The following is a 17,044-nucleotide window of genomic DNA, read 5'->3' on the forward strand; positions in this document are numbered from 1 at the left end:
AAAGTGTAAATTGATAATGTATATACGGAAAATTTAGTATAGATAATTTCTACTATGAATATAGTGTAATGTATTTATTATCCGGTATTAACTGGTAGTAAAACCCCCACTTTAAATTTCAGCTGGAGTAAAGATCTTAGGTGGGGGCGGGCTTCACATAAACGACCGATTGGTTTAACTAATTATTAGTGGGGGCGGATAAAACTCCTACTGATAAAACTTTCGCTTTATTACTTAAGTATGTAAGAAAGTGACTTATAAAAAGTATGAATCATTTTTTAATCGTTTTGTATAATTGTTAGAGGGAGATCCGGTGAAGTGGACTTATTTAATTAATTTGAAGTGGATATTGTGGAATAAAAAATAAAGCTGGGAAGTGAGAGTTTTTAGTAGTAGTTATAACAATGGTAACATGTTTAATAGGCTAGTCATTTGAAAAAAGAGGATAGTTATTAATTTATTCTTTAATAATAGATTTTAATGATTTGAATGAATAAAAAAACATGTGGAATGAGGTATTCAAGTGAACCACAATGATAAATTATCCTTGAATAAAGGTATGATAGGACCTGAAAATATTGGACCTACCTTTCCGGTTCTTCCACCAATTTATATTCCAACGGGATCGACCGGATTAACAGGAGCAACAGGTTTAACAGGACCGACCGGATTAACAGGAGCAACAGGCTTAACAGGATCGACTGGTTTAACAGGAGCAACAGGATCGACTGGTTTAACAGGAGCAACAGGCTTAACAGGACCGACTGGTTTAACAGGAGCAACGGGATTAACAGGAGCAACAGGTTTAACAGGACCGACCGGATTAACAGGAGCAACAGGCTTAACAGGACCGACTGGTTTAACAGGAGCAACAGGTTTAACAGGACCGACTGGTTTAACAGGAGGAACAGGCTTAACAGGACCGACTGGTTTAACCGGAGGAACAGGCTTAACAGGATCGACTGGTTTAACAGGAGCAACAGGCTTAACAGGACCGACTGGTTTAACAGGAGGAACAGGCTTAACAGGATCGACTGGTTTAACAGGAGCAACGGGATTAACGGGACCGACGGGTTTAACAGGAACTACCGGAGCAACAGGTCCAACTGGAGTTATTGGTCCCATAACAACAACTAACTTATTATTTTATGCTTTTGCAGATGGGATGAAATTTATATATACAGATTCAGATGGGATAGCTCAATATGGTACAACTAAAATATTATCTCCTGATGAGGTTTCCTATATTAATTTGTTTATTAATGGAATACTTCAACCACAACCATTTTATCAGGTTAGTACTGGTCAGTTAACTTTATTGGATGATCAACCACCATCGCAAGGTTCTTCAATTATTTTGCAATTCATCATTATTAATTAAAAAAGACAGATTCTTAAATGAAAAGAATCTGTCTTTTTTTTCTACATTAAAGTAGTTACACTAAGTGACGATAAATTCAATTGTAATTGGAATTCCGCCGTCTAATGCATCTCCATTAGGAATTGTAATAGCACCAGTTGGTCCAGTAGTAACACTGGAGTTCACACTAGGTTGAAGAATACCGTTTACATATAAGTTGTAATACGTAAAAGTTGGAAATGCTGTTGCAGTTGTACCGGCATCATTTAAACAAGCTGTTGCAGCAATTGCAAAAGCTGCACCTGTTCCTGTTCCAGCACTTAGTGTAGATGTAAATCTTCTAGATGCCATAAATGGTTGGATGATTGGCAATTAACTCTCACCTCCTCAATTTTTGGGAACGAAGTATAGAATAACTTGTCCGATATATTGTATGAGAGTTTTCAATAATAGAGACGGCTACATGATTATTGAGAGAACATAATTTTAAGAAAGTTATTATTGTTACATATCTGAAAAGCTAGTGTTGGTACTTGTTGGTTGTATGCTAATGCTTAGTTTTTATACTCAAATTAAAATGTGCTTTTGGACCTAAGAGATAAACGTGGAAAAATAAAATAAACTCGTAAGTTTAGGTGTTTAATCTAAGCAGTCAATTATTAAAAACATATAATTAATATGTGAGTCATGAACATAATTAAATAACGTTTTTTCAGTTTAATTATTATTCATGTTTCCTATTTTAAGTGAATGAAACCTATACACAATTTTATAGTTCTTATAATAGGAAAACACTCAAATATAATTTAAGTAAGGAGGAAATATATGACAAATAATAATTGTTTTGGTCATAATAACTGCAATCCGATAGTTTTCACTCCGGAATGTTGCAATAATCCACAAACTGTTCCAATTACTAGCACTCAATTAGGACAATTAATCACTTTACTAAATTCTTTAATTTCGGCTATCGCAGCATTTTTTGCAAATCCAAGTGACGCAAACAGATTAAATTTACTCAATTTGTTTACTCAACTATTAAATTTACTAAATGGATTAGCACCATCTCCAGAAGGTAATTATTTAAAACAATTAATTCAAAGTATTATCAATGTACTCCAATCTCCTAATCCAGACATAAGCGAATTACTTTCTTTATTACAACAATTCTACAGCGCTCTTGCACCATTCTTCTTCTCTTTAATTATTGATCCTGCAAGTTTACAACTTCTATTAAACTTATTAACTCAATTAATTGGAGCTACTCCAGGAGCAGGAGCAACAGGTCCAACAGGAGCAACAGGGGCAACGGGAGCAACAGGTCCAGCAGGAACTGGTGGCGGAGCAACAGGAGCGACAGGAGCAACGGGAGCAACAGGCCCAACAGGAGCGACAGGAGCAGGAGCAACAGGCCCAACAGGTCCAACTGGGGACACAGGAGCAACGGGGGCAACAGGTCCAACAGGAGCGACAGGAGCAACGGGAGCAACAGGCCCGACAGGAGCAACAGGGGCAACGGGAGCAACAGGCCCGACGGGAGCAACTGGATCAACTGGTGCAACAGGTGGCGGAGCTATTATTCCATTCGCTTCAGGTACAACACCAGCAGCGTTAGTTAACGCATTAGTAGCTAATACAGGAACTCTTCTTGGATTTGGATTTAGTCAGCCTGGTGTAGCTTTAACTGGTGGAACTAGTATTACTTTAGCGCTAGGTGTAGGTGATTATGCATTCGTAGCACCACGAGCAGGAACTATTACGTCGTTAGCAGGTTTCTTTAGTGCAACAGCTGCATTAGCGCCATTATCACCTGTTCAAGTGCAGATACAAATATTAACTGCGCCAGCAGCAAGTAATACGTTTACAGTTCAGGGAGCACCTTTATTATTAACACCGGCATTTGCTGTTATAGCTATTTTGGACACAGCATCAGGTATCATACCTGAAGCTATTCCGGTAGCTGCTGGAGATAAAGTACTACTGTATGTTTCGTTAACAGCAGCAAGTCCAATAGCTGCAGTAGCTGGATTTGTAAGTGCAGGTATTAATATCGTCTAGTTTGTTACAACGCCTGTTTGAAATTTGAATTGGTGTTTGTATATAGCCCACCCTAATTTTATTAGGGTGGGCTATATTTTATGGGAAGATAGTTGATAAATCAATTGAGGAATTCTTCTTTGTTAAGTTGGGGTAAAAGGAACATCAAAATGTATGATTTACACTTTATTGTTTATGAAATAAGTTATATGGTTTGAAAAATTACCTATAAATAAAAAAGATGAATTCTATTAAAAATAGAATTCATCCATTACATAAACGGTATACAAGGGAAGGAAATTATTTATTGAGAGTGTTGAAATATTATTATTCAAATTAATAATAAACTATTTGTTTTTATTGCAGTTACATCCTTTTTTCTTTACATATCCTTGCTCGGCTAAATCTCTTTGTGATTGGGAATTGGAAGATTGAGAATTCGAAGACTGAGAGGATGTTGATGAACTACTATTTTTATTATGAGAGTAGTTTTTTCGATAGTTATAATTACTCATAGTACTATCACCTCCAATTAAATATATAAATATTATATGTATGTACTCTATTAATTGTTACGCTAAAAATAGGAATGGAGTGTAAACAATAAAAAATCTCCTACGTATTTTCCAAGGAGATTTTTTATTGTTTATTCATGATATAAATTAATATCCCCAGTAAAGAGGGAAATAATATGAATCTTGATAATATAAATTTTGTTGTGGACTAGGAGGCTGTGTTGGTGGGTTTATCATTCCGCGGTTTTGATTACAGTTTGCTGAAGGACCAATTACTGTAGTGGATTGAATAGGGGATACCGCTTGTTTCCATTGTTGTTCATCAAGGCAGTAAGTATGAGCCATCAAATTTGCGGGAGTTAATCTTAAAATATCAGAACCAAAAATAACTTCTGGTGTCGGGGCGTCGAAAATAGCTAATAAATGAGTACTATCTGTTGTAGCAATTTCATAATGCCACCACGCTTTTGGAATGTTGGCAACTTGCCCTGGTTTTATCGGTAAGTTTAATATTTGATTTGTAAAAGGGTTCAGTATAGAAACAACAGCAGATCCTGAAATACAGTAAACAAGTTCAGCTGCATTTTGATGAATATGCGGCTCTACAACATTTCCAGTACTTAAATAAATATCTAGTAAAGAAGTATTTTCTAACGTATTTAATTGTTTCACGCCAAGTACGTTTATATAATTTTGGGCATCTTTTTTAAAAAAATTACTTTTACTTAAATCATAGGTGAAATTAGTTGAGGGGGAAGTGTAGTCGATACTAGAAGTCATTTGTATTACCCGCCTTTCTTATATTTTCATGCAATTTGAATTTAAGATATGAGTCTAGTTATTGAAATGTGAAAGTGCTGCTGCTCTTGGTTTGTAAAGTGATAAAATTGTTCGTTGGTATGCAATATAATTACAACAGTTTCATTGCGAAAAAAGGTGCATTTAATTACAATTAATGTAAAATACGGCACTTTTTTAATTTGTATTATAAGGGGAGTACAGAAAATGAATCAAACTATTTTAAAAGAGTTGGAAGTTGAATTAAAAAATTACTTTAAACCGTTTTTGAATGCGCCTGCAACAATAGAAGAAATTCAAGATGCTGAAAATGAAATGGGAATTGCGTTTCCAGATGAATTACGTAATCTTTATCTTGCACATAACGGTGAGGATAAATCAGGACCAGGGTTATTTTTTGGTTTGCCATTTCTTTCATTAAATCAAGTTTTGGATGAGTGGAGAATATGGAAAAGAATTGAAGAGGATGATTTTTTAAATTTTGATGCATTTTCAATACCAACAGAATGTATTAAGGAAAGATATGTGAATCACAATTGGATACCTATTAGTAAAGATTATGGCGGTAACAATATAGGAATAGATGTTGATCCAGATGAAAAGGGAGAAGTGGGGCAAGTTATTAATTTTGGACGAGATGAAGAAGTAAAATATGTAATTGCGAATAGAATTTCAGACTTGTTACTATTTATTTTACAAACGCTAAAAAATAAAAATTTCACCATTCACCAAGAAGAAGACTATGTATATTGGAGTTATGGTGCTAACAATAATATACACTTTTTAGACGCTTTATTTAATATTGAATTACCTGTTTTACATCCTCAATTTATATTTCAATCTGAAAATAACATTCATGATTGGTACGATAGTTTAGATGAGAATTGGAGAAATATAGTGGGTCCACTTGAGTGTGCAGGTAAGTTTATTAGAGAGAAGCGATTATATTTAGGTGAAAATGGATTAGTAGATATTAGTCCGTTACAGATGTGTACGGAAGTGAGAGAACTAATTTTATCTGGAAATGAAATTAAAGATTTAACAGGATTAGAACGAGTAGATTCTTTAAAGAAGTTGTATTTAGTAAATAACCCGGTTCAAGATTTAACGCCATTATTACGTTTGCAGCACTTACAAGAAATGAATATAAAGAATACGAAGATAAATAATCTATCGGAACTTGTAGAAATATCATCATTAAAAAAATTAGATATTTCACATACTAGTATTCAAGACTTTTCGTTGCTACCGAAGTTTCAAAATTTAGAATCTCTTACAGTACATATTTCAAATTGTGAGCAGCTCTATGCGATTTCGAAAGTAGATAATTTAAAGCATTTATATATTTTAAGTTTAGAGAATGTTAGTGAATTGGATTTGCTTGTTTTGCAGAATTTAAAAAAACTAATAACAATTGAATTTGAAAATAGCATCATTGCTAATTTAAATTGCTTAAAACACAATTCGTCAATTCAAAATATAAAGTTGACAGATACAAAAGTAAAGGATGGAGCCGCATTAGGTAAAATGAAAGGACTAATAGAATTAGAATTAGATGGCACAACAATTGATAACCTTGAAACAATTTGTTGTTCTCATTCATTAAAAATATTTACAGGATCGTTTGAACAATTTTATAAGTTAAAAGACTCATTTGATAGGAAAATAGATTTTTCAAAAATAATAGGAGGGATGAGTGAAGAAGAAAGTGAAATTTGGCACCAGCATGTAATGGATTAGAAAATAAATTATGTATCACTGAATGTCACATCCCTCGTTAATCGTTCGTCTTGTATGTAGAATGGATAAGGAGGGATTTTGTTATGAAAAATTTGGATGTAGTAATTGTTGGTGGTGGGCTTGCTGGATTAACAGCATCTATATATTTAGCGAAAGCTGGAAGGAAAGTTATTGTATTAGAAAAGTCCAGTCACTTTGGTGGTCGAGGGATGACTAAAAATAATAATGGCATTTGTATGAATCTTGGTGCACATGCTTTATATAGAGGTGGAGAAGCGTTTATAACTTTTAATGAGCTAGGTGTAAATCTTCCAGGTGGAATCCCATCTACAAAAGCACATGGAATATGGAAAGGGGATATTTTTACCATCCCAACAGATTTTCGCTCAATTTTATCAACACCGTTACTTTCATGGTCTGCAAAAGTACAGTTCTCTCGTCTTATGATTCATTTAGGGAAATTAGAAGTAGGAAAAGTTCCGAAAATGAGCCTAACTAAATGGGCAGAAAATGAAATTAAAGATCCAATGGTTCGAAATATATTTTATGCATTATGCCGAACAACAACATATACGTATGCTCCTACAATACAATTAGCATCTTCAGTATTAAAACAAATACAGCTTTCAATGAAAGAAGGAGTACTTTATGTAGATGGTGGTTGGGAGACGATAATAACAAATTTAAGGGGTATTGCAAGTACTAGTGGTGTGCAATTTCTAGCTAAAAAGAATGTGTTGAAAATAGAGTATTGTGAAGGGAAACAAAGAATACAATGTTTTGACGATGAAATATTTGAAGCAGGTGCAGTCATTGTAACAACTCCACCGAAAGAGGCTTGTAAAATTATAAAAGGTGCAGAAGGAACAAGTTTGCAAAAATGGAGTGAACAATCTATACAAGTGACCGCGGCAGCGTTAGATATCGGTTTAAAACATTTACCGAATCCTTTGCATCATTTTGCATTGGGATTAGATCAACCTATATTTTTCACAAATCAATCGAGAGCAGCTAAATTAAGTGAAGATGGATCAATTGCAGTGAGTCTAATTAAGTATCACAACCCTGTGCTAGAGCTGAATCATATTCAAGAAGATAAAGAACAGTTAGAAAATACAATGGAATTGCTACATCCGAATTGGAAAAGAGAAGTTGTTGCACAGCAATATTTACCGAAAATATCGGTAGTACATGATTTTCCTCATATTGACCGTGTTGAAAACCCTGGCCCTAATATACGTGAAATGCCAGGTGTTTATATTGCAGGAGATTGGGTTGGACATGATGAAATATTAGCTGATGCTGCGGTAGCAAGCGGAAAACGTGCAGCGTTACACATTTTAAAGCAATCCGAAAGTGAGGCAGTTCATCATGGAAGCGGAGCAATTATATGAAACGTATCAATCATTATTATTTTCGGTAGCATACAGAATCCTTGGGAGTGTTATGGATGCTGAAGATATCGTCCATGACGTATTTATATCGCTTAATAAAAGGGAGGACATTCAATCTATTGAAAATATGAAAGCATATTTATGTAAAATGGTAACAAACCGCTCAATTGATAAATTACGTTCGGCAGCACATAAACGTAACGTATATGTCGGGATGTGGTTGCCAGAGCCATTTGTTGAAGAGATTAATGATCCATCAGAGTCATTTGTAATGAAAGAATCAATTTCTACGGCATATTTATTACTTTTACAACAACTGACTGAGGTAGAGAGGGTTGTTTTCATATTAAGAGAGGTTTTCAGTTATGACTACGAAGAAATCGCTTCAATTGTAGATAAGAGTAATGCGAACTGCCGAAAAATCTTTCAACGTGCACGAAAAAGTATTTTGGATAAGCCGAAGCAGTCAACATTAAGTACGAAAAAGATGGCTGCTTATGTGGAGAAATTTATATCATCATTGCAGTGTGGGGATGCGCAAGGCATGTTAGAAGTATTAAAAACAGATGCGATATTAAAAGCTGATGGTGGTGGTAAAGCTACAACTGCAATCCATCCAATCTATTCTGCGGATAGAATTATACGTTTATTCTTTGGAATTGGGAAGAAGTTCCCGGAAGAGTACGATGTTGATTATAAGATGGTAAATGGTGCCCCAGGCGTTATTGTTAAAGTAAATAATAAAGTGACTTATGTGCTTTCATTTTTATTTGAGAATGAGAAAATCTCAAACATTTATATGATGGTTAATCCTGAAAAACTTATGCACTTAAATGTAACAGTATAAAAAAGACGCATTTCTTTAGAAGTGCGTCTTTTTTTTATTTCTCTAACATTTCAAGAGGTACATCTTTTTCGCCAGCTACCTCAAATTTAATTTCCCCATCTTCTTCATAAATACGTGAAATAATCGGTATAGTAATCATTAATTTTTTATGCTGTTTTCGTTTTCGAGCAGCATCTAAGCTAATCACGTTCATTGTAAGCATCCTTTCTTCTAGAAATATATAAACAAAAGAAAATGCGTCCGAAAAGGGCGCTTAATTGAATTTGAAATACCGATTCATTTAATTGGGGTTTATATGATTTAACAACTGCAATTGAATTAAAAATAGTATGAATGGAATAATTGCACGTAGAAATTAACTTTACCAAAAAACGAAACAATATGCTATAAAAAAATTTAAATCTTTGTCGTATAACGAGAAAAAGATTTTCGTTTCGCATATAATGAAAGTAGACGGGCAGCAAGAGCTTTTTCATCATATTGCTTTGGAAAGGCGATGAAAAAAATGGATACGTTAGATTCATTATTATTTCAACTTGAACAATATGGAGAAGAGCATGATCGAAATAAAAAAACACGGGAAGAAAAATTACGAAATATTTCTCGTGAAATGGGGCAATTTTTATCAATTTTAGTAAAAGGATGTAGAGCAAAAAACATTTTAGAAATTGGAACTTCTAATGGCTATTCTACATTGTGGTTAGCTAACGCGGTAGAAGAAACAAATGGAAGTGTAACGACTGTAGAGCTTTCTTCGGAACGAGTTGGAGAGGCACTTGTCAATTTTGAAAAGGTAAACCTTTTGCAAAGGATTGATGTTCATAATCAAGAAGCAGGGGCATTTTTAGATTCACAGCTAAATCATTCATTTGATTTTATTTTCCTAGATTCAGAGCGTACGCAATACATGTGGTGGCTTGAGCATATAAAACGCATTTTACAACCAAAGGGTTTTCTTGTTGTTGATAATGCTACTTCTCATGCGAGTGAGTTAGCCGAGTTTATAAACATGATTGAAGAAGATGAAATGTTTGAAACGGTGTTATTAGCATTTCAAAATGGAGCATTCGTAGCGCGCAAGAAGAAATAGGAGTGAGCGCAATTTAATTATCACATTGTAAAAGGGTATATGTCAAAAGATTGCGTACAGTAGGATAAGAAGAACATAATTTATATATATAACTTACGAAGAATCCGCCTTCAGCATGTTGTTCTCTAGGTCTTAAGTCTGAGGAAAATAATGTTGAGAACAGGTATACTTATAGTAAGAAACAGGGAATGACTGCATAAACAGGCATTTCTAAATAAATCGATTTCAAGCAACCAGAATGTATATGAAATACGATATAATAGATGAAATATAGTGCATATAAATTCGCACATATAAATAAAGGAGCGATTTTGTTGACTGAACTCGAGAAAAAAGAACCTGTATCGATTGTGAAAGATAATAATGTAGAAGTAGTGGTTGATACAGTTATAAAAGATGCAGAATTAGAGGAACTGAATAAAGAAGCTGATCTTTATGTACAAAAGTTAAATAGCGAGCAAAATACAGATTTATCAAAAGTATTGTCTCAGCTAGGAGATTTAGGAGATAAAGAGCAACAAGCAGCAGGAAAAACGTTGTCAGCATTAAAACGTCCTGTAACAGCGATGATGAATGGAAAGAACGAAGAAATTCCAAATACATTGTTAGAATTACGAAAAGTGGTATCAGAACTTGATCCGAATTCCTTAAAAGCAAGTGGTATGAAGAAAATTATGTTTAAAGTATTCAAGAAAAATCCACTTGAAACATACGTGCATAAATATCAATCTATAGATAAGCAAATTGAGGAGATTATAAGATCCCTTCTAATTGGTCGTGACAACTTACAAGAAGATACAGTTGGTCTTGAAATGCTTAAAGAGCAATCGCACGATAAAATTCACGCTCTTGATAAGCAAGTATACTTAGGTAGAAAACTTGCTGGCATGCTGGAAGCTGAGAAACAAAATCCAGAACGTCAAAGAGATATTCCATTAATTAACGATGCATTAGAAAAGATTCTAGTGCGTACACGTAATATGCAGCAAGCGAAAAGTGTTTTATTACAATCTATCGCATCTGTAGATATTATTAAGAAAAATAATGAAAAGTTAACAGAGGCAATTCGTAATGCAATTACGATGACGCAAAACGTTGTAACAGTTTCTGCTGCTATCCAACTAGCATTAACAAATCAACGTAAAACAATTGATGCAGTGAATGCGACAAATGAAGCAATTGAATCGATGGTATTAAGTAACTCACAAGCATTAAAACAAAATACAGAAGAAACAACAAAACTTCTTGAAAATCCTGCAATTAGCATGGATAAATTACGTGAATCATTCCAAAACGTATTCGCTGCGATTGAAGCTTCTGAGAAATCGTCAGAACGTATTATCGAGTCAAGTAAGAAATTTGTTATTGAACTAGACACATTTAATGATGAAATGAAACAAAAACTCATTCAGCGCCCAAGAAAATAGCAGACTTTTAGAGGAGGTGAAAAAATGAGTTTCATTCAAACCGTATTAGTACTATTAGGTACATTGCTTTTAATCGCATTTACTGTCGTTGTTTTAGTTGTATATTTCGGACGTAAACTGTATTTTTCATGGACGAAGCCATATAAAAGAGCACATGATTCTTTAGAAAAGTTATCGAATAAATCATTACCGTTTCTACAAGAATTTACACAACACCCACTCTTTTATCGTTGGATTCGTACGGAAGGAAAGAAAGAACAGTATACATTAAACACTCTTTTCTGTGCATCAGGTCAACGTACGAGAGAGCAAGTATTCTCAATGTTACCGAAAGAAAAACAGAAAAAAGTACATGTAATGGCAAAAACAACGAAAAAACTTACAAATGAAGATATTGATATAGCGGCGATGAAAGTAAAAGATTTTTTAAGACAAGAAACGCAGCAAACGGTAAAACCGACAGACTTATCGTTTTATAAATTGTATTTTTATGATCGATATCCAGATGCATTAAATACAATTCAAGCGTATAAACGCTCAATAAATCCTTCATTACAAAGAACGGTTGATGACATTACAATTTCAGTATTAAATGCACTTCCGTATTATCAAGAACAACGAATGTTTGAACAACAACATAAACTTGAAACGTTCTTAATGAAAGATTTAACGGCGATGCTATCGTTAGTCGTACAATTACCACCTTCACAACGACCAGAAAAAGAAGAAGAGTTAAAAATCTACTTACAAAATTTCCAAAAAGAAATGGAAGTAGTAGAACGAGATATCCGCGACTCGATTGATCATGATTTGAATGTGAAGATGAGAGCAGCGACTGAGAAGTTTAAGAATAAATAAAAAAAGTGCCTTAAAGCTATAGTTTTTAGCTTTTAAGGCGCTTTTTTTATTAGATGTTATTTTGCCTTTACGGTAGTTTTACTAGAAGCAACACTTTCATTATGCAATCGATCAACTGCAGTTACTACATACGTATACGTTTCTCCAGAAATAGCTGTTTTATCTACATAAATTTCTCCAAGTTTTGTTTTTCTTACAGTAGTAAGTAAATTTTTTGGGTTTTGTATATCCACTTCATTTTTTCCATTCACACGATAAATAGCGTAATAAGCAGAGTCATTCTCTCTATCATCAATGATACCTACAGCAATACCTTCATCTCTTGGAATGGCCCCTTTTAAAGTGGGTTGTTTTGGTGGCTCATGATCAAGCCAAGGCATAGGCGGAATAAGTGCAGGATGTTTATATATGTCTTTTGCGAGTCTATCTTTAACCCCTAGTGGATTATTATTAATATCTTTTAAGCTAAAATGCGTACTACCTTTTATTTCAGGATATAACCGGTTTAATGCAATTTGTCTTGGATATTCTTCTGGATCAAACCAAGCGGGGACAGAGTTGTTATTAATTTTATAAGCCGCCTGACCGATGTATAGGTGAATCGGTTTATTATTTGTTTCTTTTACCCACCAATCTACTAATATGTCATATGCAGCTGGTGTGAAACCAATATTCCAGTAAATTTGCGGTGTAATGTAATCAATGTATCCTTTTTGTATCCACTCACGTGTATCAGCGTAAAGGTCATCATAGTTTCTTTGACCTGCGGTAGTGTTAGAGCCAGTTGGATCATCGGCTATATTTCGCCATACGCCAAACGGACTTATACCAAACTTTACATATGATTTTTCTTGTTTTATAGCAGTATTTAAATCTTTGACAAGTTCATTTACATTGTCACGTCGCCAATCTTCTATATTTGTAAATCTACCGTTATTATAGGTTTCGTACGTTTTTTGATCGGGGAATTCTTCACCTGCTACTTTATATGGATAAAAATAATCATCCATATGTATCGCATCAACATCATAATTTTGCACGATTTCTAAAGCACCTTCAGTTATAAAATTTTTCACTTCTGGAATACCAGGATTGTAATATAATTTTCCGCCATAAGGTACAACCCAATCCGGATGTTGCCTTGCAGGATGATTATTTGATAATCGATTTATATCGGTGTGATTCATCGTTATTCGGTACGGATTAATCCATGCGTGGAATTCTATATTTCTTTTATGAGCTTCTTCAATCATAAATGCGAGCGGGTCGTATCCAGGATCTATTCCTTGTGTACCTGTAATGTATTCAGACCAAGGACCGTAATGGGAAGGGTAAAAAGCATCAGCAGTTGGTTTTATTTGTACAACGACTGCATTCATACCGGTGTTTTTTACATCTTCTAATAATCTAATAAATTCTTGTTTTTGATTTTCGATGGGTAAGCCAGTTTTTGAGGGCCAATCAATATTAAGAACAGATGCAATCCATACAGCACGTAATTCATGTTTTTTGTACGTAGCATTTACTTCAGCGTAAGTAGAGTGAGGAAAAATGAAAGAGAAAGGAATAAAAAAGATGGCGATACAACATATCATTAATAAACGTTTAACAATCATTTATACGCCTCCCTATTATATCGTTAACTAATATGATATCCGAGGTGAGGTTGTTCTTACAATTGAGAAAAATACACATTGAAACATTAATTTAATAGGAAAAATATTTTTAGTGAAATTTACTTTCATCATAACTAAATTCTTTCACTTCTTCATATGCTTGTTAGTAAAGTGAAACTTCCTTTCATTCGAAGGGGCTAATTTATAAGTATAGGAGGATTAATAAATGAAGGTTTTATTCGTTTGTTCTGGAGGAATGTCCAGTGCAATTGTTGTAAACGCTTTAAAAAAAGAAGCGAAGAAAAAAGGGGTAAACATGGAAGTGCATGCGATTGGAACAAATGAGGTAGAAGAAGAAGTGAAGAATGGCTGGGATGTTGTAATGGTTGCACCTCAAGTAAGACATCGATTCGATTCAGTTAAAAAATTTGCAGAAGAGGAATCTATTCCGTGTGGTATCATTCCGCCGCAAGCATATACACCGCTTGGCGGACCAACTTTATTAAAAACTGTAAATGAATTAATTAGTTAGGGGGAAGCGTTATGAATAAGTTTGTCACGTTTCTTGATAAAAACTTATCTGGACCGATGGCAAGGCTTTCTGAACAGAGGCATTTACAAGCAATCCGTGATGGAGTCATTTCAGCGTTACCATTTATTATAGTAGGAAGTTTCTTTTTAATCGTAGCATTTCCACCATTACCGAAAGATAGTTTCATATCCGTTTGGGCATTAAAAAATCAAACAAGTATATTAATACCATATCGTTTAACGATGTTTATTATGTCGTTATATATAGCATTTGGAATAGGATATAATTTAGCGAAAAGTTATAAGCTAGATGCTTTATCAGGGGCACAGCTTGCAGTATGTTCCTTGCTATTAACGTTAACGCCTGAATTAATTGATAAAAAAGGTTTTATGCTTCCGATGACAAATCTCGGAGGTCATGGATTATTCGTGACGATGATTGTTTCTATTTTATCAGTTGAGATTTTAAGATTTTGTAAGAAGAAAAACGTAACGATCAAAATGCCAGAACAAGTACCACCGTCAGTAGCGCGTTCGTTTGAAGCACTTATACCTGCGGCTTTCGTTATTATTATTATGAGCATTATTACTGTCGTTTTTAAAGTAGATGTACATTACGTTGTGGATAAATTAGCAGCACCATTAGTTAAAGCTGGTGATAGTTACTTTGGCGTTATTATACCAGTATTTTTAATTACATTTTTCTGGTCTTTCGGGATACACGGTGTATCCGTTGTAGGTACTGTCGCGAGACCACTTTGGGATGTATATTTAGGGAAGAACGGTGAAGCTGTAGCAAGTGGCGCGAGTCATTTTCCATTCATTGCACCAGAGCCGTTTTATCAATGGTTTATTTGGATTGGTGGTTCGGGCGCAACGCTAGGACTTGTATTAGCTATGATTGTTTTTGGTAGATCAAAATATTCGAAAGCATTATCGAGAAGTTGTATTGTGCCTGGAATTTTTAACATTAATGAACCAGTCATTTTTGGTTTACCAATTGTCCTAAATCCAATCTTAATTATTCCTTTCGTTATTACACCACTAGTAACAGCTACTATAGCATATTCTGCAACTGCAATGGGATTTGTAACACCAACACATATTATGCCGCCGTGGACATTACCAGCTCCAATTGGTGCATATTTAGCTACAGGAGGAGATTGGCGTGCAGTTGTATTAGTTTTAATAAATATAGCAATATCATTCCTTATTTATCTACCATTCTTTAAAATGTACGACAAAAATATGCTTGAAATTGAAAAGAGTGGAGACGGAGAATCTGTTAATCCGTGATTTTTAAACTGTCTTTATGAGTGATAGGTATTTTGCCTATCACTTCTTTCACATGTAGTCCAGGGAGAGGGTGAAATGGAATGAATATAAAATTTAGTTATAAAGGTGTATTTTTATTACTATTTGGAGTGATATGTGCGAATTTACTATTTGTACCTTTATTAAGAATGCTAAATTTATCTCAAATGCATAGTATATGGCTCGTTACAAGCATTGCGGCAAGTATTTTGCTTACAGTAGTTATTTCTTTTATTGATGGATCATTTGCATCAAAGACTCAGTTATTTTTTAGATTTATATTATTTTCGATCGGTTGTACGTTTGTAACTTACATGATTGTTTTTTAGTAAAGGAGAGGAGATGCATGTTATGTATATTGTAGGGGTAATGTCCGGTACTTCGTTAGACGGAGTAGATGTAGCACTCGTTCATATAGAAGGAAGCGGTGAAGGTTCTAAAGTTGAACTCATCCATTTTACTACTGTGCCATTTTGTAATGATATGAAAAATGAGATCCAGCAGGCATTATCAATAGAAAATTCAAATGTACAACTTATATGCAGTTTAAATTTCAAACTCGGTTTATGCTTCGCAGGTGCTGTAAAGGAAGTTTGTAAAGAGGCCAAATTTCCTTTGGGACAATTAGATGTAATTGGTTCTCACGGACAAACGATTTATCATCAGCCAAAGCAAGATGGTACTATGATTCCTTCCACATTACAAATTGGAGAACCAGCAGTAATTGCGTATGAAACGAAAACGACAGTTATTTCTAATTTTCGAACGATGGATATGGCAGCAGGGGGACAAGGTGCACCACTTGTACCATATTCAGAGATTATTTTGTATCGTCACCAAACTAAAAATAGACTACTACAAAATATTGGCGGGATCAGTAATGTTACCGTAATACCAAGTCAACTAAGTGAGAAGAGCGTAATAGCATTTGATACAGGTCCAGGTAATATGGTAATGGATGAAGTATGTCAAAGGTTATTTCAGTTGCCATATGATCAAAATGGTAAGGTTGCAAAACAAGGAGTAGTTGTGGAAGAAATTTTGACATATTGTATGAGTCATCCATTTTTGAAAATGAATCCACCGAAATCAACTGGTAGAGAACAGTTTGGAGAAAAATTTGTCAGTGAGTTATTGAAGCGGTTTGAAAAGCATAGTAAAGAAAATATATTGACGACTGTCACGATGTTTACTGCAAATTCAATTGTTTATCATTATAAGGAGTTTATTTTGCCGTATTATGAAATTGATGAGGTAATTCTAGGTGGTGGCGGAAGTTATAATGATACACTTGTAGAAATGATACGGCATGGATTGAAAGAAGAAAAATGTACATTATTCCTTCAGGAGGATATAGGCTATTCTTCAGAAGCGAAAGAAGCAATCGCATTTGCTATTTTAGCAAATGAAACATATCATCGTAATCCGAGTAATGTGCCGAGCGCAACAGGTGCAACGCAATCTGTAGTTTTAGGGAATATAACATTCCCTCCAATAAGATGATGAAAATGAGGCGA

The 17,044-nt window shown here is 34.4% G+C and carries 16 protein-coding genes; 12 read left to right on the forward strand and 4 right to left on the reverse strand.

Annotated elements, in window-relative coordinates:
• Positions 1-523: 523 nt before the first annotated feature.
• On the forward strand, positions 524-1,381 hold the full coding sequence (locus tag MHB74_RS11890) for a DUF4183 domain-containing protein (RefSeq protein WP_141658079.1): 858 nt from the start codon (positions 524-526) through the stop codon (positions 1,379-1,381).
• Between the two features lie 60 nt (positions 1,382-1,441).
• Here the strand turns inward: MHB74_RS11890 and MHB74_RS11895 are convergent, their stop codons facing one another.
• On the reverse strand, positions 1,442-1,732 hold the full coding sequence (locus MHB74_RS11895; protein WP_061679245.1) for a DUF4183 domain-containing protein: 291 nt from the start codon (positions 1,730-1,732) through the stop codon (positions 1,442-1,444).
• A gap of 453 nt (positions 1,733-2,185) precedes the next feature.
• Between MHB74_RS11895 and MHB74_RS11900 the strand changes: the two genes are divergently transcribed.
• The gene (locus MHB74_RS11900; protein WP_061679244.1) at positions 2,186-3,418 is read left to right on the forward strand and encodes an exosporium glycoprotein BclB-related protein; all 1,233 of its coding nucleotides are present in this window, start codon (positions 2,186-2,188) and stop codon (positions 3,416-3,418) included.
• Between the two features lie 641 nt (positions 3,419-4,059).
• On the opposite strand, the gene MHB74_RS11905 is transcribed toward MHB74_RS11900, so the two are convergent.
• On the reverse strand, positions 4,060-4,692 hold the full coding sequence (locus MHB74_RS11905) for a cupin domain-containing protein (RefSeq protein ID WP_061679243.1): 633 nt from the start codon (positions 4,690-4,692) through the stop codon (positions 4,060-4,062).
• A gap of 225 nt (positions 4,693-4,917) precedes the next feature.
• On the opposite strand from MHB74_RS11905, the gene MHB74_RS11910 reads away from it, so the two are divergent.
• From MHB74_RS11910 to MHB74_RS11920, 3 genes are all read left to right on the forward strand, one after another.
• Entirely contained in the window at positions 4,918-6,450 is a 1,533-nt protein-coding gene (locus tag MHB74_RS11910) for an SMI1/KNR4 family protein (RefSeq protein ID WP_061679242.1), read from the forward strand.
• An 83-nt stretch (positions 6,451-6,533) separates the two neighbouring features.
• A complete protein-coding gene (locus tag MHB74_RS11915; protein WP_061679241.1) occupies positions 6,534-7,844 on the forward strand; it encodes a phytoene desaturase family protein in 1,311 nt (436 codons plus the stop codon).
• Positions 7,822-8,691 carry an RNA polymerase sigma-70 factor gene (locus tag MHB74_RS11920; RefSeq protein WP_061679240.1) on the forward strand — a complete coding sequence of 290 codons (870 nt, stop codon included), beginning with the start codon at positions 7,822-7,824 and terminating at the stop codon, positions 8,689-8,691. The genes MHB74_RS11915 and MHB74_RS11920 overlap by 23 nt, the downstream gene beginning before the upstream one ends.
• A 34-nt stretch (positions 8,692-8,725) precedes the next feature.
• Here the strand turns inward: MHB74_RS11920 and MHB74_RS11925 are convergent, their stop codons facing one another.
• Entirely contained in the window at positions 8,726-8,884 is a 159-nt protein-coding gene (locus MHB74_RS11925) for a hypothetical protein (protein ID WP_001100983.1), read from the reverse strand.
• A 303-nt stretch (positions 8,885-9,187) separates the two neighbouring features.
• On the opposite strand from MHB74_RS11925, the gene MHB74_RS11930 reads away from it, so the two are divergent.
• The 3 genes from MHB74_RS11930 (at position 9,188) to MHB74_RS11940 (ending at position 12,066) form a co-directional block, all read left to right on the forward strand.
• On the forward strand, positions 9,188-9,781 hold the full coding sequence (locus tag MHB74_RS11930) for an O-methyltransferase (RefSeq protein WP_061679239.1): 594 nt from the start codon (positions 9,188-9,190) through the stop codon (positions 9,779-9,781).
• 314 nt (positions 9,782-10,095) lie between these two features.
• Positions 10,096-11,208 (forward strand): toxic anion resistance protein, encoded by a 1,113-nt coding sequence (locus MHB74_RS11935; protein ID WP_061679238.1) that lies wholly within the window; start codon positions 10,096-10,098, stop codon positions 11,206-11,208.
• Positions 11,209-11,232: 24 nt separating this feature from the next.
• Complete coding sequence (locus MHB74_RS11940) at positions 11,233-12,066, forward strand: DUF3974 domain-containing protein (RefSeq protein WP_061679237.1); 834 nt, start codon at positions 11,233-11,235, stop codon at positions 12,064-12,066.
• A gap of 56 nt (positions 12,067-12,122) precedes the next feature.
• Here MHB74_RS11940 and MHB74_RS11945 read toward each other — a convergent pair whose 3' ends face one another.
• A complete protein-coding gene (locus MHB74_RS11945) occupies positions 12,123-13,682 on the reverse strand; it encodes a glycoside hydrolase family 10 protein (RefSeq protein ID WP_061679236.1) in 1,560 nt (519 codons plus the stop codon).
• A 226-nt stretch (positions 13,683-13,908) separates the two neighbouring features.
• Between MHB74_RS11945 and MHB74_RS11950 the strand changes: the two genes are divergently transcribed.
• The 4 genes from MHB74_RS11950 to anmK all read left to right on the forward strand — a co-directional run bounded on the left by MHB74_RS11950 (position 13,909) and on the right by anmK (position 17,030).
• Positions 13,909-14,214: a PTS sugar transporter subunit IIB gene (locus MHB74_RS11950; RefSeq protein ID WP_061679235.1), complete on the forward strand. Its 306-nt coding sequence runs from the start codon at positions 13,909-13,911 to the stop codon at positions 14,212-14,214.
• An 11-nt stretch (positions 14,215-14,225) separates the two neighbouring features.
• Positions 14,226-15,509 (forward strand): PTS sugar transporter subunit IIC, encoded by a 1,284-nt coding sequence (locus tag MHB74_RS11955; protein ID WP_061679234.1) that lies wholly within the window; start codon positions 14,226-14,228, stop codon positions 15,507-15,509.
• 80 nt (positions 15,510-15,589) lie between these two features.
• Positions 15,590-15,856: a hypothetical protein gene (locus MHB74_RS11960; RefSeq protein WP_061679233.1), complete on the forward strand. Its 267-nt coding sequence runs from the start codon at positions 15,590-15,592 to the stop codon at positions 15,854-15,856.
• Between the two features lie 22 nt (positions 15,857-15,878).
• Positions 15,879-17,030 carry an anhydro-N-acetylmuramic acid kinase AnmK gene (anmK, locus tag MHB74_RS11965; protein WP_061679232.1) on the forward strand — a complete coding sequence of 384 codons (1,152 nt, stop codon included), beginning with the start codon at positions 15,879-15,881 and terminating at the stop codon, positions 17,028-17,030.
• Positions 17,031-17,044: the final 14 nt, after the last annotated feature.

This window comes from Bacillus sp. FSL K6-0069 (genome assembly GCF_038007785.1).
Lineage (GTDB): Bacteria > Bacillota > Bacilli > Bacillales > Bacillaceae_G > Bacillus_A > Bacillus_A mobilis.

Coding starts and splice junctions, on each gene's coding strand:
- MHB74_RS11900 (WP_061679244.1), top strand. CDS start 2,186: ATGACAAATAATAATTGTTTTGGTCATAATAACTGCAATCCGATAGTT.
- MHB74_RS11910 (WP_061679242.1), top strand. CDS start 4,918: ATGAATCAAACTATTTTAAAAGAGTTGGAAGTTGAATTAAAAAATTAC.
- MHB74_RS11920 (WP_061679240.1), top strand. CDS start 7,822: ATGGAAGCGGAGCAATTATATGAAACGTATCAATCATTATTATTTTCG.
- MHB74_RS11950 (WP_061679235.1), top strand. CDS start 13,909: ATGAAGGTTTTATTCGTTTGTTCTGGAGGAATGTCCAGTGCAATTGTT.
- MHB74_RS11955 (WP_061679234.1), top strand. CDS start 14,226: ATGAATAAGTTTGTCACGTTTCTTGATAAAAACTTATCTGGACCGATG.
- MHB74_RS11940 (WP_061679237.1), top strand. CDS start 11,233: ATGAGTTTCATTCAAACCGTATTAGTACTATTAGGTACATTGCTTTTA.
- anmK (WP_061679232.1), top strand. CDS start 15,879: ATGTATATTGTAGGGGTAATGTCCGGTACTTCGTTAGACGGAGTAGAT.
- MHB74_RS11945 (WP_061679236.1), bottom strand. CDS start 13,682: ATGATTGTTAAACGTTTATTAATGATATGTTGTATCGCCATCTTTTTT.
- MHB74_RS11925 (WP_001100983.1), bottom strand. CDS start 8,884: ATGAACGTGATTAGCTTAGATGCTGCTCGAAAACGAAAACAGCATAAA.
- MHB74_RS11905 (WP_061679243.1), bottom strand. CDS start 4,692: ATGACTTCTAGTATCGACTACACTTCCCCCTCAACTAATTTCACCTAT.
- MHB74_RS11915 (WP_061679241.1), top strand. CDS start 6,534: ATGAAAAATTTGGATGTAGTAATTGTTGGTGGTGGGCTTGCTGGATTA.
- MHB74_RS11960 (WP_061679233.1), top strand. CDS start 15,590: ATGAATATAAAATTTAGTTATAAAGGTGTATTTTTATTACTATTTGGA.
- MHB74_RS11930 (WP_061679239.1), top strand. CDS start 9,188: ATGAAAAAAATGGATACGTTAGATTCATTATTATTTCAACTTGAACAA.